This is a genomic window from Gemmatirosa kalamazoonensis, assembly GCF_000522985.1.
GTDB classification, from domain to species: domain Bacteria; phylum Gemmatimonadota; class Gemmatimonadetes; order Gemmatimonadales; family Gemmatimonadaceae; genus Gemmatirosa; species Gemmatirosa kalamazoonensis.
In genome coordinates this window covers 882,156-898,363 of record NZ_CP007130.1, presented here as the reverse complement: position 1 = coordinate 898,363, position 16,208 = coordinate 882,156, and the positions used below count along the sequence as shown (strand labels likewise).

General features: G+C 72.3%; 14 protein-coding genes. 8 read left to right on the top strand and 6 right to left on the bottom strand.

Annotation, left to right across the window (positions count from 1 at the left end; all coding sequences use genetic code 11):
• The first annotated feature begins 8 nt into the window (after positions 1-8).
• The 5 genes from J421_RS31350 (at position 9) to J421_RS31330 (ending at position 7,480) form a co-directional block, all read left to right on the top strand.
• Positions 9-2,531 carry an ABC transporter substrate-binding protein gene (locus J421_RS31350; protein WP_025415087.1) on the top strand — a complete coding sequence of 841 codons (2,523 nt, stop codon included), beginning with the start codon at positions 9-11 and terminating at the stop codon, positions 2,529-2,531.
• On the top strand, positions 2,521-3,396 hold the full coding sequence (locus J421_RS31345; RefSeq protein WP_236646386.1) for a carbohydrate ABC transporter permease: 876 nt from the start codon (positions 2,521-2,523) through the stop codon (positions 3,394-3,396). The genes J421_RS31350 and J421_RS31345 overlap by 11 nt, the downstream gene beginning before the upstream one ends.
• Before the next feature lie 93 nt (positions 3,397-3,489).
• A complete protein-coding gene (locus J421_RS31340) occupies positions 3,490-4,305 on the top strand; it encodes a carbohydrate ABC transporter permease (RefSeq protein ID WP_025415085.1) in 816 nt (271 codons plus the stop codon).
• A gap of 256 nt (positions 4,306-4,561) precedes the next feature.
• Positions 4,562-5,593: an ABC transporter ATP-binding protein gene (locus J421_RS31335; protein WP_025415084.1), complete on the top strand. Its 1,032-nt coding sequence runs from the start codon at positions 4,562-4,564 to the stop codon at positions 5,591-5,593.
• Between the two features lie 60 nt (positions 5,594-5,653).
• Positions 5,654-7,480, top strand: a complete 1,827-nt coding sequence (locus J421_RS31330) for an alpha-amylase family glycosyl hydrolase (protein ID WP_025415083.1) — start codon at positions 5,654-5,656, stop codon at positions 7,478-7,480.
• Positions 7,481-7,745: 265 nt separating this feature from the next.
• On the opposite strand, the gene J421_RS31325 is transcribed toward J421_RS31330, so the two are convergent.
• The 4 genes from J421_RS31325 to J421_RS31310 form a co-directional block, all read right to left on the bottom strand.
• Positions 7,746-8,033, bottom strand: coding sequence for a hypothetical protein (locus J421_RS31325; protein ID WP_025415082.1), 288 nt, complete (start codon positions 8,031-8,033; stop codon positions 7,746-7,748).
• A gap of 447 nt (positions 8,034-8,480) precedes the next feature.
• Positions 8,481-9,170, bottom strand: coding sequence for a CPBP family glutamic-type intramembrane protease (locus J421_RS31320; RefSeq protein WP_148306665.1), 690 nt, complete (start codon positions 9,168-9,170; stop codon positions 8,481-8,483).
• Between the two features lie 2 nt (positions 9,171-9,172).
• Entirely contained in the window at positions 9,173-11,272 is a 2,100-nt protein-coding gene (locus tag J421_RS31315) for a serine/threonine-protein kinase (RefSeq protein ID WP_025415080.1), read from the bottom strand.
• Positions 11,273-11,281: 9 nt separating this feature from the next.
• Positions 11,282-11,869 (bottom strand): ECF-type sigma factor, encoded by a 588-nt coding sequence (locus tag J421_RS31310; RefSeq protein ID WP_025415079.1) that lies wholly within the window; start codon positions 11,867-11,869, stop codon positions 11,282-11,284.
• Positions 11,870-12,031: 162 nt separating this feature from the next.
• Here J421_RS31310 and J421_RS31305 point away from each other — a divergent pair, with 162 nt between their 5' ends.
• The gene (locus J421_RS31305; RefSeq protein WP_104023563.1) at positions 12,032-12,460 is read left to right on the top strand and encodes a hypothetical protein; all 429 of its coding nucleotides are present in this window, start codon (positions 12,032-12,034) and stop codon (positions 12,458-12,460) included.
• 19 nt (positions 12,461-12,479) lie between these two features.
• On the opposite strand, the gene J421_RS34445 is transcribed toward J421_RS31305, so the two are convergent.
• Positions 12,480-12,677: a trehalase family glycosidase gene (locus tag J421_RS34445; protein WP_104023562.1), complete on the bottom strand. Its 198-nt coding sequence runs from the start codon at positions 12,675-12,677 to the stop codon at positions 12,480-12,482.
• The gene (locus J421_RS31295; protein WP_158509012.1) at positions 12,674-14,176 is read right to left on the bottom strand and encodes a trehalase family glycosidase; all 1,503 of its coding nucleotides are present in this window, start codon (positions 14,174-14,176) and stop codon (positions 12,674-12,676) included. The genes J421_RS34445 and J421_RS31295 overlap by 4 nt, the downstream gene beginning before the upstream one ends.
• A 24-nt stretch (positions 14,177-14,200) precedes the next feature.
• Between J421_RS31295 and J421_RS33345 the strand changes: the two genes are divergently transcribed.
• Both J421_RS33345 and J421_RS31290 read left to right on the top strand, forming a co-directional pair.
• Positions 14,201-14,773 carry a hypothetical protein gene (locus J421_RS33345; protein WP_158509011.1) on the top strand — a complete coding sequence of 191 codons (573 nt, stop codon included), beginning with the start codon at positions 14,201-14,203 and terminating at the stop codon, positions 14,771-14,773.
• A gap of 75 nt (positions 14,774-14,848) precedes the next feature.
• Positions 14,849-16,069, top strand: a complete 1,221-nt coding sequence (locus J421_RS31290) for an SGNH/GDSL hydrolase family protein (RefSeq protein ID WP_025415076.1) — start codon at positions 14,849-14,851, stop codon at positions 16,067-16,069.
• The last annotated feature ends 139 nt before the right edge of the window (positions 16,070-16,208 follow it).

Genomic DNA, 16,208 nt, shown 5'->3' with positions numbered 1-16,208 from the left:
GCGGTTCGATGCTCGTGCAGAGCTGCCACCGCGCCCCTCTCCCCCTGCCCGAGCCGCACGCATCGAAGCCGTTAGGCCTCACCTACGACCACCTGCGGCACCTCACGCGCGACCTCTTCGTCGACGGACACCGCGTGAAGATCGTCGCGCTGTACGCGCCGGCGCCGGACTACCGGCCCACGGGCTCCCCGCAGCGCGACGGCTCGGAGGGGATCGCGAGCGTGGACGACGCGGCGCGGGCCGCCGTCGCGCTGCTGCGCGCGTACGAGGCGAGCGGCGACGCGCGCGATCGCGACGACGCGCTCGGGCTGCTCGCGTTCGTCGCCGCCATGGAGCGCGGCGACGGCGAGTACCTGAACTTCGTCGACGGGCGCGGAGTGCCTAACGATCGGGTCGCGAGCGGGCGCAAGGGCATGTCGTTCTGGGGCGCGCGCGCGCTCTGGGCGCTCGGCGAGGCCGACCGCGTGCTCGGCGCGGCCGCGCTGCCGCCGGATCTGCGCGCGGTGCTCGACCGCACCGTCGCGCGCGCGCGCCGCGACGTCGACGCCGGCCGGCTCGTCGGCGGCTCGGCCACCGCCACGTCCGAGGCGCTGTTGGGCATGCTGGCGCTGCAGCGCGCGGAGCCGTCGCCGGAGCACGCGGCACTGGCCGAGCGTGCGGCGGAGCTGCTCGTGCCGCTGTCGCGCGGCGGACCGGACGCCGCGCCGTGGGGCGCGCGCACCGATGCACCGGCCGCCGCATGGCACGCGTGGGGCAGCCGATCGACTGAGGCGCTCGCGACCGCCGCCGTCGCGCTCGGACGGCCGGAGCTCGCGACCGCGGCGCGCCGCGAGGCCGACGCACTGTGGACACGCTTCGCCCTCGCCGGCCGCATCCCCGCCACGGTCGCGCCCGACGGCGGCGCCACCTGGTACCCGCAGATCGCGTACGGCGTCGGTCCGGTGGTGGAGGGATGGCTCGCGCTCGCCGACGCGACGGGCGACCGACGCTACGCCGTGCAGGCGGGGCTGGCCGCGTCGTGGCTCGTCGGCATGTACGACGAGCGCACCGGCCGCACGTTCGACGGCGTCGACGGGCCGGGCGCGGTGAATCGCGATGCCGGCGCGGAGTCCACGATCGAGGCGCTGCTCGCACTGCAGCGCGTCGCCGCCAATCCCGACGCCGCGACCTACGCGCGCTATGGCACCCGCGGCGCGCCCAGCGCGTCGCTTGCCGTCGTGCCCGACCGCCGCGAGTTCGTCGGTCCCGGTGGCGAGCGCCTCACGCTGCGCCGCGACGCGTCCGGCCTGCACGTGGACGAGACGCCTAACGGTGGTCCGATCACGCTCACCTACTGGCCCGCCGCGAACCCCGCCGAGACGCGCCTCGCCACGCGCCTCGTCGCGCGGTGGAACGCCGAGCATCCCGACGTGCAGGTGCGTGTGCAGCCGCTCCCCGCGGGGCGGTCCACCGAGGAGGTGCTGCTCGCCGCCATCGTCGCGCGCGCGACGCCGGACGTGTCGTCGAACGTGTCGTCCGCGCTGCTGTCGCGGCTCGTGCGCGCGGGCGGGGTGGTGCGGCTCGACGATCGCGTGGCGACGGCCGCTCGGCTCCGCGAGCGCACGTCGCCGGCGATGCTCGCGCCGCTCAGGCTCCCCGACGGCGGCGTGTACGCGTTCCCGTGGAAGACGAACCCCGAGCTGCTGCTGTACAACGTCGACCTGCTCGCGCGGGCCGGCGTGTCGCCGCCCACCACCCAGAGCGAGCTGCTCGACGCGTTCCGGAAGCTCGCGCGCGACGCCGACGGCGACGGGCGGCGCGACCACTGGGCGCTGTGGGCGCCGCTGAAGACGACGTGGTACGAGCGGTTCTACGACTTCTACCCGCTGTACCTCGCGAGCTCCGGCGGCCGCACGCTCGTGCGCGGCGACTCGGTGCTGTTCGACAACGCCGCCGCGGCGTCGGCGCTCGAGCTGCTGCGTCGCGGGTTCGCCGAGGGGCTGCTGCCGCGCGCGAACTTCTCGCAGGGGCGCGACCCGTTCGCCGACGGCACCGTGGCGATGAAGATCATCGGTCCGTGGTTCGTGCGCGAGCTGGAGGAGATCAAGACGCCCGGCATGCGCTACGGCGCCGTGCCGATCCCGGCGGCCGACGGCGCGCCGCCCGAGCAGCGCTACGCGTTCGCCGACCTGCGCAGCATCGCCGTGTTCGCGACCACGCGGCACCCGGAGGCCGCGGCGCGCTTCGTCGCGTTCCTCACGTCGCCCGAGGCGGACCGCATGCTGGTCGAGGAGGCGAGCCAGCTCCCCTACCGACGCGCGCTCGCCGACGATGCGCGGTTCGCGCGGGCGCTCGCGCGCTGGCCCACGCTGCCCACGTACGCGCGCTACGTGGAGCGCGCGCGCGACCTCGACGTCGACCCCGACGTGGTGGAGATCTTCGACGTGCTGTCCGAGGCGTACGAGGCCGCGTCGATCTATGGCACGGTGCCCGTGCGCGACGCGCTCGCGCGTGCCGCGCGCGAGACGCGAGGGATCCTCCGTGCGCGTTGAGCGAGCCGGTGCCGAGTCGCGCGCGGGGTGGCTGCTCACGGCGCCGTACGCGCTGTTCCTGCTGACGTTCGCGGCGTACCCGGTGGTGTTCGCGCTGGCGCTCGTGCTGCTGCGCTGGGATCTCGTCACGCCGCCGACGTTCGCGGGGCTCGACAACGTGCGGCACCTGGCGACCGACGGGCGCTTCTGGCAGGCGGTGGGCAACACGTTCGTGTTCCTGGCGATCCACGTGCCGCTGCAGATCGTCGTCGCGCTCGGCCTCGCGCTGGCGCTCGACCGCCCGCTCGCACTGCGCGCGTTCTGGCGCGCGGCGTTCTTCCTCCCGGTCGTCATCTCGGGCGCGGTCGTCGCGATCCTGTGGAACGCGCTGTACGCGACCGACGTGGGGCTCATCAACGAGCTGCTGGCGCGCGTGGGACTCGCCCCGGTGCCGTGGCTCACGAGCCCCGCCACGGCGATGCCGGCGATCGCCGCGATGGTGACGTGGAAGAACGTCGGGTTCTACGTCATCATCTATCTCGCGGGCCTGCAGTACGTGCCGCGGAGCTGTCAGGAGGCGATCGCGCTCGACGGCGCGACGGCGTGGCAGCGGTTCCGCTACCTGACGCTCCCGCTGCTCCTTCCGCAGACGCTGCTCGTCGTCACGCTGTCGACGATCAACGGCTTCCAGCTCTTCATCGAGCCGTACGTGATGACCGGCGGCGGGCCGCTGCGGCGCACGTACTCCATCGTGCTGTACCTCTACACGAACGCGTTCTCGTACCAGAAGATGGGCTACGCGGCGACGATCGGCGTCGCGCTCGCGGCGATGATCGGGATCGTCGTCGCGATCCAGCGGCGCGTGCTCGGCGCGGATCGCTCATGAATGAGCCGCAGATCACGCAGGTTACGCAGACTCGCTCGCTGTGTCTTCTGCGTAATCGGCGTAATCTGCGGCCGACCCACACCGCAACCCGTGATGCGCTTCGTTAGGCGGACGCTCCTCTACGCGGTTCTCGCCGTCGCCGCGGCGACGTTCGTCGTGCCGTTCCTGTGGATGGTCGCGACGACGCTGAAGCCGCCCACCGAGGTCGGCTCGCTCACGCTCGTGCCCGCGCATCCCACGCTCGACAACTATCGCACGATGTGGGCGCGGGCACCGTTCGGCCGCGCGCTGCTCAACAGCCTGCTCGTCGCCTCGACGATCACGGCCGCGGTGCTCGTGCTGGGATCGATGACGGCGTACGCGATGGCGCGGCTCCGCTTCCGCGGCCGCCGCGCCCTCGACGTGGTGACGCTCGCCGTGCTGCTCGTGCCGGGACAGCTCACGCTCATCCCGCTGTACACGCTCGTCGTGCAGCTCGGGTGGGTGGACAGCTACGCGGCGCTCGTCGTGCCATACCTGTTCAACGCCACGGCGATCCTCATGCTGCGCCAGTTCTTCCTCCAGATCCCGCAGTCGCTCGTCGACTCGGCCCGCATGGATGGGATGGGCGAGCTCCGCATCCTGTTCACGATCTTCTGGCCGCTCGCGAGGCCGGTGCTCGCGACGGTCGCGATCTTCACGTTCATGGGATCGTGGAACGAAGTGCTGTGGCCCCTGCTCGTCGTGCGCGAGCAGCGGCTCATGACGCTCCCGCAGCTGCTCACCGTCTTCGCGCTCGGCGGCGGCGCGGGCTCGCTCGCCGTCTCGCTCGCGTCGACGATGGTGCTCGTGGTGCCGGTGGTGATCGCGTACGGGTTCCTGCAGCGCTACTTCATCGAGAGCATGGCGGGGAGCGGGGTCAAGGGATGAACCGGCTGCCTCTTCGAAATTGAACCGCGAGCAGAGGGCCGCAGAGGACTGTCCTCTTTGATCGAACCACAGCTTCGAGGTGCTGGGCGAGTACCCTGGGGATCCAACGGCGATGAAAAGGATCTCGAGATCGTTTCAATCGCACTTGGATCCCCCGAGTACTCGCCTGCTGCCTCGCCCCATCGGTGTTCTCTGCGGCCCTCTGCGTCCTCTGCGGTTTATTCACACAGCGAAGCAGTTCTCCGCGACCGACAGCATGCCTCCGATCTCGTTCGAGCACGTGACCAAGCGCTTCGGCGACGTGCGCGTCGTCGAGGAGTTCGACCTCGAGGTCGCGGACGGCGAGCTGCTCGTGCTCGTCGGCGGCTCGGGGTCCGGGAAGAGCACGATCCTGCGCATGCTCGCCGGCCTGGAGACGGTGACGACCGGCCGCATCCGCATCGGCGACCGCGACGTCACCGCGCTGTCGCCGAAGGCGCGCGACGTGGCGATGGTGTTCCAGGACTACGCGCTGTACCCGCACATGACGGTGCGCGAGAACCTGTCGTTGGGCCTCAAGTTGCGCGGCGTCGCGCGCGCCGAGATCGAGCGGCGCGTCGCGTGGGCCGCGGGGATCCTCGGCCTCGAGCCGCTGCTCGACCGACGGCCGAAGGCACTCTCGGGCGGGCAGCGGCAGCGCGTGGCGATGGGACGCGCGATGGTCCGCGAGCCGGCCGCGTTCCTGTTCGACGAGCCACTGTCGAACCTCGACGCGGGGCTCCGCGCGCAGATGCGCGTCGAGATCGGCGCGCTTCAGCGGCGGCTCGGGACGACGACGATCTACGTCACGCACGACCAGGTGGAGGCGATGACGCTCGGCGACCGCATCGTCGTGCTCGCGAACGGACGGGTGCAGCAGGTCGGCCGGCCGATCGACCTCTATCGCGCGCCGGCGAACCGCTTCGTCGCCGGCTTCATCGGCACGCCGCCGATGAACTTCGTCCCTGCCCGCTTCGCGGCCGGCTCGCTCGGCGTGCCGCTCCCGACGGCCGGCGACGACCTGACGTTAGGCATCCGCCCCGAGGACGTCGCGCTGGAGCGCACCGCCGACGGCACCGGCGGCGCGGGCCGCGTGGTGCTCGTCGAGCGACTCGGCGGGACGAGCCACGTCCACGTCGACGTCGGCCCGCACCGCCTCGTCGCCGCGCTGACCGGCGACGCGCTGCCCGACGTCGGCGAAGCCGTCACGCCGCGCTTCTCCGTCGACCGCGTGCACCTGTTCGGCGCGGACGGCCGGGCGCTGCGTTGACTCTTCGAGCCGCAGATTACGCAGATTACGACCGGGTCAGTTCACCGAGAAGCCATCGATATGAAGCGCGCGCGCCTGTGCGGCCTCGCCGCGTCCCTGCTCTCGGCCGCCGCGGCGGCCCAGCCCCCGGTCGTCGAGAAGGTCGACCCGCCTAACTGGTGGGCCGCGCACTCCATCAACCCGGTGCGGCTCCTCATCAAGGGGCGCAACCTCGCGGGCGCGCGCGTCGAGTGCCCGCGCCTCGCGTGCGGCGCCACGCGCGTCAATGCGGCGGGCACGTACGCGTTCGTCGACGTCACCATCCCGCGCGCGCGAACCGCGGGGGACTACCCGCTCGTGCTGCGCACCCCCGCCGGCACGGCGCGCGTGCCGTTCACCGTGAGCGCGCCGCTCGCGCGCGCCGGCCGCTTCGCCGGGTTCGGGCACGACGACGTCATCTACCTCATCATGCCCGACCGGTTCGCCGACGGCGATCCGAGCAACGACGATCCGGCCGCGTCGCGCGGGCTGCTGAACCGGGCCGAGGGGCGGCGCTACCACGGCGGCGATCTCGCCGGCGTGCGCGCGAAGCTGCCGTACCTCAAGGACCTCGGCGTCACCGCGATCTGGCTCAACCCGATCTACGACAACACGAACGTCCTCGACACGAAGGAGGTCTACGACGGCAAGGCGACCACGGCGTACCACGGCTACCACGCCATCGACTACTACGCGGTGGACGAGCACTTCGGCGACGTGGCCGAGTTCAAGCGGCTCGTCGACGCGGCGCACGCGCAGGGGATCAAGGTCATCCTCGACATGGTCGCGAACCACACGAGCGCGTACCACCCGTGGGTCGCCGATCCGCCGACGCCGACGTGGTACCATGGCACCGCCGCGCGGCACCCGAACAACACGTGGCAGACGTGGACGCTCGCCGACCCGTACGCGACGCCCGACATGCGCCGCGCCACGCTCGACGGCTGGTTCATCGACATCCTTCCCGATCTGAACCAGGACGATCCCGACGTCGCACGCTACATCACGCAGAACACGCTCTGGTGGGTCGGCGTGAGCGGCATCGACGGCATCCGGCAGGACACGTGGCCGTACGTGCCGCGCACGTTCTGGCGCGACTGGATGACGGCGATCAACCGCGAGTACCCGGCGCTGCGCGTCGTGGGCGAGGTGTTCGACGGTGATCCGGCGATGATCGCGTTCTTCCAGGGCGGCCGGCCGCAGTTCGACGGCGTCGACGACAAGGTGCAGTCGCTGTTCGATTTCCCGCTGTACTACGCGGTGCGGAGCGCGTTCGCGTCCGGCCGCCCGGTGCGCGACGTGGCGCAGCTGCTGTCGCACGACCGCATGTACCGCGACCCGTCGTCGCTCGTCACGTTCCTCGGCCTGCACGACGTGTCGCGCTTCATGAACGAGCGCGGCGCCACCACGGAGGGGCTGGAGCTCGCGTACACGTTCCTGCTCACCGCGCGCGGCACGCCGCTGCTCTACTACGGCGACGAGATCGCGCTCCCCGGCGGCAACGACCCGGACAACCGCCGCGACTTCCCCGGCGGATGGCCCGACGACTCCGCGAACGCGTTCGAGCGCGCGGGACGCAGCGCCGGGCAGCAGGCGGTGTGGGCGCACGTGCAGAAGCTGCTCCGCCTGCGCGCCGCGCGCCCCGATCTGCGCCGTGGGCCCACGCAGCACCTGTTCGCCAGCGAGCAGCAGTACGTCTACCGCCGCGGCAGCAGCGTGGTGGCGCTCAACAACGACACGAAGTCGGTGGAGATCCGACTGCCGCTGCCGTCGCTGCCTGGGGATGCGTTAGGCCTCTGCCCCGCACCGCGCGCCGAGGGCGGGGGCGTGGTGATCACCGTCCCGCGGCGGACGGGGTGCGTGTTCTAGGCCTGCGCACGCGGAGCACGCGGAGAAAGGCCTCTGTTGAATTGAACCGCAGAGGACGCAGAGGGCCGCAGAGGAAACCAGTGGCAATGGGTTCTCCTCTGCGGCCCTCTGCGTCCTCTGCGGTTCAATGTCTCCGCGTTCTCCGCGCCTCCGCGTGAGACCGAACGGCCTAACGCCGCCGCGACAGCACCCACCGCGCCGCGAGCCGCGACGGGCGGGGAGGCGCCGCGACACCTCCCCGCCCGCCCGGTCTCGCACCTCGGCGTTACAGCAGCTTGGCGATCGTCACGGTCTGCCCGTTGGTGGCGCTCGTGCACGAGACCGGGCCGGAGCCGATCTGCGACGCCAGCACGTTGACGGCGACGCCGCAGACGTTCGCGGCGAGGTTCAGCGCGACGCCGAGCGATACGTTCACGTTCTGGAGCACGTTGTTCGCCACGTCGGTGACCGTGACGTTCACCAGACCGCCGGTGATGATCGGCTGCGCGTGCGCGTTTGGCGCGGCGACGGCCAGCGCGGCACCGAGACCGAGGGTAGCGATCCACTTCTTCATAGTCCTGCCTCCACGACATCGACGATTGTGAGGCCGCGACTCGCGCCGACGAGACTCGGCGCCGCGTCGCGGCTACGAGCGTCCACGTACGGCGTGCCGTGCACCTCCGCACGCACGGGCCAGTGACGCCGGTTCGTGCGCGAGGTCCGCTCGGTACTTCTGCCGTGATGCTCCGTCCGTCGCGGCGGATGGAGAGCGGCTCGCCGATCCGACGCCTCCGCTTCGTCCGGGCGTCATGCCCGTCGGCTCGTCGTCTCGGCGACCGACTGCAGCGCAAACGAGGATCCACGGCGTCGCGGAACGCACCAAATTCGCGTCCGCGCTGGACGATCGTTAGGCAGTGACGCGAGTCACATACTCCATGCGCGCGAACGACCCATATGTTGAGATTCTTGCCGGTCACCTGCGCGGTGCCTGGCGGCGAGAGAGCCTAACGAAGGCGGCGGCCTAACGCGGCAGCAGCAGCACCCACAGCGCATCCACCAGCGCGTGTGTGATCGCCGACGCTGTCACGCGGCCGGTGTGCTCGTACACCAGCCCGTACGCGACGCCGGCCAGCGTCGCCAGCACGACGTATCGCGGATCCGGCAGGTGCGCGAGCCCGAAGATCACCGAGGCGACGAGCAGCGGCCACGGACGCTCCGGTCCCCACCATCGCGCGAGCAGGTTCTGGATCAGCCCCCGGAACAGGAACTCCTCGGGGAGCGCGATGAGCGCGTAGATGAGCAGCGGCCGCACCACGAGCGTCGCGGCACTCGGCTGCGGGTGCCACGCGATGAACCTCGTCGTTAGGCCGACCGCGATCGCCACAGGCGCGTAGAGCGCGCAGGCCACGACCGCCACGCCGACGTCGCGCCATCGCAACGCGAACGTGAATCCCACGTCCGGCAGGCGCCTGACGACGAGGAACAGCACCAGCGCCGCGCCGAACGCGACGAGCTTCGAGAGATCGACACCGTTAGGCCCCGGGATCCTCGGCAGCAGCCCGAGCTCGATCGGAAGCCAGAACAGAGCGACCGCCGTCAGCTCGCGCACCGGCGCGCGTCGCTCCGGCGTGATGCGGCCGAGGAGCACCACGGTGGGCGCGACCAGATAGGCCGCGAACGTCGCCGCGATCGGGGCGACGCCGAGCGCCACGGTCACCTCGGCAGCCCGACCCTGGCCACCAGCGCCTGGAAGCGCGGCTCACCGCGCAGCCCGTCGAACTGCGGCTGGACCGCGAGATACACGAGGATCCCCTCGCGGGCGTCGTAGATCCGCTCCAGCCACGCGAGCGCGTGATCGCGGTCGCCGAGGCTCGCGTAGATCCGCGCCACCGTCCACGCGATCCAGTAGTTGCGCCCCGTCCGCGCGAACTCCACTGCGAGCGACTCGGCCTGCCACGACGCCTCTCTGCGGTCGCCGGCTCGTGCCCAGGCCCAACCGGGCACCCATCGCGCCCGCCGGTACATCGCGAGCGCGTCGTCGTACCGGTGCTGGAAGAAGTACGCGTCGCCCATGTTGAAGTAGATGGCCGACGAGTCCCGCGCGAGGCTCAGCGTCTTCTCGAACTCCCGGATCGCGTCGTCGTAGCGCCGGCAGAACAGGTAGACCTCGGCGAGCCCACCCTGCCCGTACGCCTCGCGCGGACTCTCCATCATCTCGCGCTGCGTCTCGACGACGGCCTCGTCGCACCGCCTGACGCGCATGAGCAGCTGGCCGAGCTCGTGGTGCGCCTTGGGGTTGTGCGGGTTCAGCTCGATCGATCGCCGGAGCGCCGCTTCCGCCGCCGGCCAGTTCCAGTCGCGCCACATCCGGAGCAGGCCGAGCGCGTCGTAGGCCTCCGAGAGCGACGGGTCCAGCGCGAGGGCCTTCGCGATCGCCCGCTCGGCCTTGGCCTTGTCGCCGAGCCACATGTAGGCGTGGGCGACCTGCGCGTACGCGGGCGCGAACAGCGAGTCCTTCGCGATCGCCTGCTCGAGGTACTCGCGCTTGCGAGCGTTGTCGGCGACCCGCGCGCTCTGGAGGTAGAGCGCGAGCGCCTCCGGGTTGACGCGGTGTGCCGCGCGGCTGGTGATCGCGCGCGGCGCCGTCGGCGCGACGCGTGCGCGCGCCGCGAGGCCGATCACGGCGAGCGATGCGGCGAGCGATGCGGCGAGCGCCGTCAGGCCGGCGCGGAGGCGGGCGCGCCGGCGTGCCGCCCGCGCGGTCGCGAGACCTGACTGCGCGGCCCGCAGCTCCCGCAGCAGCTCGCCCGCGCTTTCCGGGCGGCGCGCCGCGTCCTTCTCGAGGCAGCGCTCCACGAGCGCGGCGACGGCCGCGGGGATGTCGGGCCGCAGGCGATCCGCGCGCGGCGGCGCGACGTGACGGATGGCGTCGACGACCGCGCGCTCGGTCGCGCCGTGGAACGGCCGCCGCCCGGTGAGCATCTCGAACAGCACCGCGCCGAGGCTCCACACGTCGCCGCGCGCGTCGACCGGGTCACCGCGCGTCTGCTCGGGGCTCATGTAGGCGATCGTGCCGACGGCGGCGCCGTCGCCGCCGCACCCCGCGGCCGTCGTCATCGCGACGCCGAAGTCGAGGATCTTCGCCTGGCCGCGCGCCGTGATCATCACGTTCGCCGGCTTCACGTCGCGGTGCACGATCCCGGCCGCGTGCGCCGCCTGCAGCCCGTCGGCGATCTGCGCGCCGTACTCGATCGCCTCGTGCGGCGGGAGCGCCCCGCGCGCGAGCTTCTGCTTCACCGTCTCGCCGTCGTAGCTGGCCATCGCGATGAACGGCCGCCCGCCCGCGGTCTCGCCGATCTCGTGGATCGCGCAGACGTTCGGGTGGTCGAGCGCCGACGCGGCGCGCGCCTCGTCGACGAACCGACGCTTCGCGCCCTCGTCGGCGCCGAGGAGCGGCGGGAGGAACTTGAGCGCCACGACGCGGCCGAGCCGCAGGTCGAGCGCGCGGTGCACGCGTCCCATGCCGCCGCCGCCGATGGCCTCGAGGATCCGGAAGTGCGCGACCTGCTCGCCGGGGAGCAGCTCCGGCGCGGATCCCACCGCCGCCGCCGTCAGGCGCGCGACGGCGGGGCCGGCGACGCCGTCGATGAAGGCGCGCGCGTCGCTCGCGTCCTCGACGAGCGCCCCGAGCGTCGCGCACAGCGCCGCGTCGGGCCCGCACGCGTCCCGCACGAACGCAGCGCGCCGCTCCGGCGGCAGCGCCATCGCGCGTTCGAACAGGCGCTCGAGGCGGGACTCGCGTCCGGTGTCCACGGCGCCGCGTCAGCGCCGCAGCTCGCGCCGGACCGCCTCGTACAGCCGCACCTGCGCCAGCGCCCAGCCGCGGCTCACGCTCGCCGTCGACACGCCTAACGCCAGCGCGGTCTCGGCGATCGACATGCCGGCGAAGAAGCGGCACTCGACGATGCGTCCCTGCCGCGCGTTCGCGCGCTCCAGCTCGCGCAGCGCTGTGTCGAGCGCGAGCAGCAGCTCCTCCTCCTCGTCCGCCTCGCCCTCTTGCGCCTCCACGGAGTCGAGCGGCACGCGCACGCTCGCGCCGCCTCGCTTCCGCGTGCGGCGGTCGCGCGCGTAGTTGATCAGGACGTGCCGCATCGCCTGCGCGGCGGCGGCCATGAAGTGGGCGCGCGTCTCCCACGACGCGCCGTGTCGGTCGGCGAGCTTGAGGTACGTCTCGTGGACGAGCGCCGTCGTGTCGAGCGTGTCGTCGCCCACCCACCGGCGGCGCTGTCGATGCGCCAGGGTGCGGAGCTCGTCGTAGAGGAGCGGCACGAGCGCGTCGAGCGCCGCGGCGTCGCCGCCCCGCAGCGCCTCGAGCAGACGTGCGACGTCGGCGGACGGTGCCTGCGTCATGCGCCGCTCCCTGCCTCGCACGGCGCCGAGGCGTGATGAGAATCGGGGCGCTCTCGTGTAATCCCTCGTGGGGCCCCGCGCCCGACGGCCGCGGCGTTCCCCCGGGGCCAAGATACGTGCATCCTCGGCTCCCGGCACGGGCGAGCTCACACCGAGGTCATCATGACAGGCACCCCACGATCCGGTCGTCGCCCCGCGCCGACGACGATCCTCGTCGTCGCCGCGCTCGCTGCCACGGTCGCCACGACGTCCGCGTGCCGCGACGACGCGCCCACCACCGTCTTCCCCAGCGACGCGTCGCTCGTCGGGACGTGGACGGGAGGCATCATGCGCAGCATCGACGACGTCGCCGTGAACTTCAGCATGGTCCTGAAGGCCGACTCCACGGCGTCCGTCGTGGTCCAGAATTCCAATCCGAACTGCCCGGCCACCGGCCCCTGGACCGTCTCGAACGGCCGGCTCACCGTGTCGACCCACGGGTGCAACGGCATCGGCGCGACGTTCACGGCGCCCGTCACGGTGGGGCGCATGACGGGCACCTGGAGCGCGGACACGAAAGAGAGCGGAACGTTCGCCGTCACGAAGCAGTGACGCGCGGCGTCTCGGGCGCTCAGCGCGGCCGGCGCACCGCGTCCGGCACCGGCGTCGCCCGCCCGCGGGCCTGCGCCGAGAGCGCGAGCGCGACGCCGTTCGTCCACCCGAAGCCGTCCTGCGTCGGGTACTCGCCGCCGCCGGCCGGACGCGTGAGATCCATGACGTCGTACTTCTCCGTCATCTTGCGCGTCGACGCGTAGGTGCGGCGGTTCACGTCGAGCCACCGCGCGCGCGCGCCGTGTCGGCGAGGTCGGCGCGGCCGTAGCGCCTAACGCCCTGCATGGCGAGCCACTGCAGCGGCGGCCAGCCGTTAGGCGCGTCCCACTGCTGCCCCGAGCGGATCAGCGTCGTCACGAAGCCGCCCGGCTTCAGGAAGTCGCGGCCCAACCGGTCCGCCACCGCGCGTCCCTGCTCCGGCGTCGCGAGCCCGAAGTACAGCGGCGCCGCGGCGGCGAGCGTGGGACGGTCGCGCACGCGCTCCATCGTGCGCCACCGCACGTCGTAGAACCAGCCATCCGTGCTGTCGTACGCCGCCGCGAGCAGCGCGGCGCGCCGCGCGTCGGCCTGCGCGGCGTACCGGTCGGCGGCCGCGGCATCGCCGGCACCGCCGCGGAACCGCAGCAGCGCCGCGATCGTGCGCTCGGCGTGATAGAGCAGGCTGTTGAGATCCACCGGCGCGATGTCGATCACCTCGAGCGAGCGCAGGTCCGCCGGGTCGCGCATCCAGCGGCTCGAGAAGTCCCATCCGCTCTCCGCCCCCGCGCGCAGGTTGCGGTACAGCCGCTCGCGCTGCCCTTCCGGCACCGACATGCCTAACGAGTAGTCCTCGCAGAAGGACTCGGGGCGCGGCTCCGGGATGTCGTCCCAGTAGCGGTTGAGGATCGCCCCGTTCGGCAGCCGCACGACCCGCCGGTACGCGGTCCCCGGCTGCAGCCGGTCGGCGCCATCCATCCAGAACGCGTGCTCCTTCTCCAGCGCGTCGAGGAAGCCGGGCGCGCGCGCCGTGTCGGTCGCCGTGGAGTAGAGGCCCACCATCGCCGCGAAGTACGGCGGCTGGCTGCGGCCCAGGTAATACGTGCGGTTGCCGTTCGGGATGTGGCCCAGCGTGCGCGCGAGGTGCGCGAAGTTGTCCAGCATGCTCTTCACGAGATCCGTGCGCCCGCTCTCCACGAGGCCGAGCATCGTGAAGTACGAGTCCCAGTAGTACACCTCGCGAAACCGTCCGCCCGGCACCACGTACGCGTACGGCAGCGGGATCAGCGTCGAGCGCGGATCGGGCCTGTCGGCCTGGCGCGTGAGCGCGGGCCACAGCGCACGGATGTGGTCCTCCATCGTCGCCGACGAGTCGGGGACGAACCCCGCACCGGCGGCGCCCGGCGGCTCGAACTCCTGCCACACGAACGTCTTGAGATCGAATCCTGGCCGCCCCTTCGCCGACAGATACGCCGCCAGCACGTCGCCCGGCGCATGCCGCGGCTCCGCGTCGACGAGCGTCTTCGAGTCGGGGAACACGCGCGCCATCTGCACGTCGACGAACAGGGGGCCGAGCGCGTGCGGTGGGTCGTACAGCGCGCTCGGCGCCGGCGTCGACGGCGTGCCGCGGCACGCGCCGAGTACGAGCAGCGAAGTGACAAGGGGACGAATGACCCATGATCCGCGACGCGTCCCCGTCGTATCGTGCCGCGCCCACTGGTACGACTGTTCGGTCGTCATCCCCATCCTCCTCGGAATCCCGGCATGACCGCCACGATCGCTCCCTTCGCCCCTTCCGCACGCCCCTCGACGCCGCGCGTGCTCGGCGCGCTCGGCATTCTGGGCAGCCCCGTGTTCCTCGCGCAATGGCTCGCCGCGCCGTCGAGCCTCAAGGTGCCCGACACCACGGCGGCCGCGCTGCTCGGCATCGTCTACCTCATGGGATGGGCGTGCAGCGCGGTCGCGCTCCGGCGCCTGCGCGCCACGGGACGCGGACGCGGCGGCGCCGTCATCCTCGCCGTGCAGCTCGTGGGGCTGTCGCTCGCCGCGGGGCAGCAGATCCAGGACGCGCTCCACGCCCATCCGTTAGGCGACGTCGTGTACGGCGTGTGTGACGCGGCGTGGCCGCTGAGCCACCTCTTCATGCTCGTCGTGGGCGTCGCGGTGCTGCGCGCGCGCGCGTCTGGACCGGGTGGCGGCGCTGGACGCCGCTCGCCTGCGGGCTCGCGCTGCCGGCCGCGTTCCTCGCGCTGGCCGTGGGCGGGCCGCGCGCGATGCTCCCCGCGTTCGCGGTCCTCACCGCGGCCGCGTTCTGCTCGCTCGGCGCCGCGGTGGTGACGCACGCCACGTCCTGACCTTGCCGTCGCCCGGGGGGAGGCGCACCGTAGCCTCTCCCCTCGATGGGAGGAGTCGATGAAGTCGTCCCGCGCCGTGGCCGCCGTCGCGCTCGCGATGGCCGCCTGCACGGACCCCGTAGGACCGCGCCTCACCGCGCCGCCGTCGCCCCGCCGCGACGCCATTCCCCTCACGGCCGCGTCGGTCCTCGCCCGCTACGTCGCCATCGGCACGAGCAACAGCCAGGGCGCGATGTCGGCGGGCATCTCGGCCGCGACGCAGCGCGCGGCGTGGCCCGCGCGGCTCGCGGGGCGCGCCGGCGTCCCGTTCGCGCTGCCGCTGTTCCAGGACCCCGGCTGCAGCCCGCCGCTGCCGCCGCCCCTCGCCGCCGACGCAGCGCTGATCGCCGCGTTCAGCGCGTTCGGCGCGGGCGACGATCTCGTCGCGGCGGTGATGACGACGTGCATGCCGCTGCAGAGCGGCATCGTGCCGCCGACGAGCAACCTCGCGATCTCGGGCGCCGACGTGCACGACATGCGCTTCACCACGCCGGAGCTCGCGGCGGCGCGCAGCGCGCGCGTGGGCACGCTCTACAGCCGCGTGCTCGCGCCCGGGCAGACGCAGCTCTCGGCCATGCTCGCGCTCGCGCCGACGTTCGTGTCGCTCGAGGCGGCCGCGAACGACGTGCTCCCCGCGAGCACGGGCCGCATCGCGGCGATGACGCCGTACGCGAACTGGGAGGCGGACTTCGACGCGATGGTCGCCGGCGTCGCGTCCACCGGCGCGCGCGCGGTGCTGGTCGGGCTGCCCGACAACGCGGCGAACTTCCCGAGCATCCGCCGTGCGCGCGAGTTCTTCAACGAGTGGCCGTACCTGCTCACGCTCGGCATCTCGGTGAGCCCGAGCTGCTACTTCAGCTCCAACTACCTCTACATCCCCGGCTACATCCTCACGCTCCTCCAGCACACGCCCACCACGGCGACCTGCGCCGACGTCCCCGGCGCGGTGGACTACGTGCTCACGGCGTCGGACGTGAGCGCCATCAACGCGCGGATGGCGCAGATGAACGCGCACATCCAGGCGAAGGCGACGGCCGGCGGCTACGCGTACTTCGCGCTCTCCGCGCTGTACGATCTGCCGAAGCCGTCGTTCAAGCTGTACGACGTGCTGTTCTCCAACACGCCGTTCGGCCCGAACATCAGCCTGGACGGCGTGCACCCGAGCGCCGCGGGCCAATCGATCCTCGCCGACGCCGCCGTGCGGGCGATCGACGCGCGCTACGGCCTCGCGATTCAGTGACGAGGTCCGCACCTCGGCGGCCCGACCTGGGCTCCACGTACGTGTTCTTGTGGGACTGAAGAAGGACTGAAGGAGGACTGAAGAAGGAAATACCAACAAAGTGTTGTTGGTCCTTCTTCAGTCCTCCTTCAGTCCTTCT

Excerpts from the sequence above, each read along its gene's own strand:
- J421_RS31290 (WP_025415076.1), top strand. The coding sequence starts at position 14,849 with ATGAAGTCGTCCCGCGCCGTGGCCGCCGTCGCGCTCGCGATGGCCGCC.
- J421_RS31340 (WP_025415085.1), top strand. The coding sequence starts at position 3,490 with ATGCGCTTCGTTAGGCGGACGCTCCTCTACGCGGTTCTCGCCGTCGCC.
- J421_RS31330 (WP_025415083.1), top strand. The coding sequence starts at position 5,654 with ATGAAGCGCGCGCGCCTGTGCGGCCTCGCCGCGTCCCTGCTCTCGGCC.
- J421_RS31310 (WP_025415079.1), bottom strand. The coding sequence starts at position 11,869 with ATGACGCAGGCACCGTCCGCCGACGTCGCACGTCTGCTCGAGGCGCTG.
- J421_RS31350 (WP_025415087.1), top strand. The coding sequence starts at position 9 with ATGCTCGTGCAGAGCTGCCACCGCGCCCCTCTCCCCCTGCCCGAGCCG.
- J421_RS31295 (WP_158509012.1), bottom strand. The coding sequence starts at position 14,176 with ATGACGACCGAACAGTCGTACCAGTGGGCGCGGCACGATACGACGGGG.
- J421_RS31325 (WP_025415082.1), bottom strand. The coding sequence starts at position 8,033 with ATGAAGAAGTGGATCGCTACCCTCGGTCTCGGTGCCGCGCTGGCCGTC.
- J421_RS33345 (WP_158509011.1), top strand. The coding sequence starts at position 14,201 with ATGACCGCCACGATCGCTCCCTTCGCCCCTTCCGCACGCCCCTCGACG.
- J421_RS31305 (WP_104023563.1), top strand. The coding sequence starts at position 12,032 with ATGACAGGCACCCCACGATCCGGTCGTCGCCCCGCGCCGACGACGATC.
- J421_RS31335 (WP_025415084.1), top strand. The coding sequence starts at position 4,562 with ATGCCTCCGATCTCGTTCGAGCACGTGACCAAGCGCTTCGGCGACGTG.